This is a genomic window from Cupriavidus sp. L7L (assembly GCF_004353535.1).
GTDB classification, from domain to species: Bacteria; Pseudomonadota; Gammaproteobacteria; order Burkholderiales; family Burkholderiaceae; genus Cupriavidus; species Cupriavidus oxalaticus_A.
Map to the genome: position 1 here is coordinate 1 of NZ_SMNY01000139.1, position 2,371 is coordinate 2,371.

Genomic DNA, 2,371 nt, shown 5'->3' on the forward strand with positions numbered 1-2,371 from the left:
ACCATCATCGCCCTGGGCCTGAACTATGCGGATCACGTCAGGGAGCTGTCGAAGGAACTGACCGTCACGGCCAAGGACGAGCCGCTGGTGTTCCTCAAGGGACCGGGCACGCTGATTGGCCACAACGCGCAGACGCGCCGGCCGAAGGACGCCACCTTCATGCACTACGAGTGCGAACTGGCGGTGGTGATCGGCAAGCCGGCCAAGGGCGTGAAGGCCGCAGACGCGATGGCGCACGTTGCCGGCTACACGGTGTGCAACGACTACGCGATCCGCGACTACCTGGAGAACTGGTACCGCCCGAATCTGCGCGTCAAGAACCGTGACACCTGCACGGTGCTGGGCCCGTGGTTCGTCGACGCGGCCGACGTGCCGGATCCGCATGTGCTGCCACTGCGCACGCTGGTCAACGGTGAGGTGACGCAGCGTGGTTCGACCGCCGACATGATCAATGACATCCCGGCGCTGATCGAGTACCTGAGCAGCTTCATGACGCTGTTGCCGGGGGACGTGATTCTGACGGGAACGCCGGACGGCGTGGTCAATGTCAATGAAGGTGACGAGGTGGTGTGCGAGATCGAGGGCATCGGTGCCCTGCGTAGCACCATCGTCGGCGATGCCGTGTTTGGCCGATAAGGCTTGAGCAACAAGGAATTCACTGTGCGTATCCAACATCTGATCGACGGCAAGGCCGTCGAGAGCAGCAACTACTTCGAAACGCTCAATCCGGCCACGCAGGAAGTGCTGGCCGAGGTGGCCGCCGGCGGCGAGACCGAGGTGCAAGCGGCGGTCGCCGCCGCCAAGGAAGCCTTTCCGAAGTGGGCCGGCCTGCCGGCGACGGAGCGTGCGCGTCTGGTGCGCAAGCTCGGCGACCTGATCGCGGCGAACGTGCCGGAGCTGTCGCAGACCGAGACCAATGATTGCGGCCAGACGATTTCGCAGACCGGCAAGCAACTGGTGCCGCGCGCGGCCGACAACTTCTACTACTTCGCCGAGATGTGCACGCGCGTGGATGGCCATACCTATCCGACGCCGACGCACCTGAACTACACACTGTTCCACCCGGTGGGCGTCTGCGCGCTGATCAGCCCGTGGAACGTACCATTCATGACGGCGACGTGGAAGGTTGCGCCGTGCCTGGCCTTCGGCAACACGGCCGTGCTCAAGATGAGCGAGCTGTCGCCCTTGACGGCCGCGCGTCTGGGCGAACTGGCGCTCGAAGCCGGCATCCCCGCCGGGGTGCTGAATGTGGTCCATGGCTATGGCCAAGACGCGGGCGAGCCGCTGGTGTCGCATCCCGACGTGCGTGCGATCTCGTTTACCGGCTCCACGGCGACCGGCAACCGCATCGTGCAGGCGGCGGGTCTGAAGAAGTTCAGCATGGAGCTGGGCGGCAAGAGCCCGTTCGTGATCTTTGACGACGCGGACCTGGACCGAGCGCTGGACGCGGCCGTATTCATGATTTTCTCGAACAACGGCGAGCGCTGCACCGCGGGCAGCCGCATCCTGGTGCAGCAGAGCATCTATGCCGATTTCGTACAGCGATTTGCCGAGCGCGCCAAGCGCATCGCGGTGGGCGATCCGCTGGACGAGAAGACCATCGTGGGTCCGATGATCAGTCAGGGACACCTGGCCAAGGTGCGCAGCTACATCGAGTTGGGCCCGAAGGAGGGCGCGACGCTGGTGTGCGGCGGGCTGGACCGTCCGTCGTACGCGCCGGAGCTTTCGGACCGTGTCAAGGCAGGCAATTTCGTCTGGCCGACCGTGTTCGCCGATGTCGACAACCGCATGCGCATCGCCCAGGAAGAAATCTTCGGGCCGGTTGCCTGCCTGATCCCGTTCCGCGACGAAGCCCATGCGATCGAGCTGGCCAACGACATCCAGTATGGCCTGTCGAGCTACGTGTGGACCGAGAACATCGGCCGGGCGCATCGCGTGGCTGCATCGGTGGAAGCCGGCATGTGCTTCGTGAACAGCCAGAACGTGCGCGACCTGCGCCAGCCGTTCGGCGGCACCAAGGCCTCGGGCACGGGCCGTGAAGGCGGAACCTGGAGCTATGAAGTGTTCTGCGAGCCGAAGAACGTGGCGGTGTCGCTGGGCAGCCATCACATTCCGCATTGGGGAGTCTAAACATGGGCAAGCTGGCGCTGGCCGCGAAGATCACGCACGTACCGTCGATGTACCTGAGTGAGCTGGACGGGCCGAACAAGGGCTGCCGCCAGGCAGCCATCGATGGACACAAGGAGATCGGCCGGCGCTGCCGCGAGCTGGGGGTCGATACGATCGTCGTGTTCGATGTGCACTGGCTGGTCAACAGCGAGTACCACATCAACTGCGGGCCGCAGTTCTCGGGCTGCTACACCAGCAATGA

2 protein-coding genes and 1 pseudogene are annotated in these 2,371 nt (G+C 64.4%); all 3 read left to right on the top strand.

Annotation, left to right across the window (positions count from 1 at the left end; all coding sequences use genetic code 11):
* The coding region (locus tag E1J61_RS36550; RefSeq protein ID WP_133098617.1) for a fumarylacetoacetate hydrolase family protein at window positions 1–636 on the top strand (636 nt) is incomplete at its 5' end.
* A 24-nt stretch (window positions 637–660) separates the two neighbouring features.
* Entirely contained in the window at window positions 661–2,130 is a 1,470-nt protein-coding gene (hpaE, locus tag E1J61_RS36555) for a 5-carboxymethyl-2-hydroxymuconate semialdehyde dehydrogenase (RefSeq protein ID WP_133098618.1), read from the top strand.
* Between the two features lie 2 nt (window positions 2,131–2,132).
* Window positions 2,133–2,371, top strand: a pseudogene (locus E1J61_RS36560) (3,4-dihydroxyphenylacetate 2,3-dioxygenase); the annotation flags it as partial.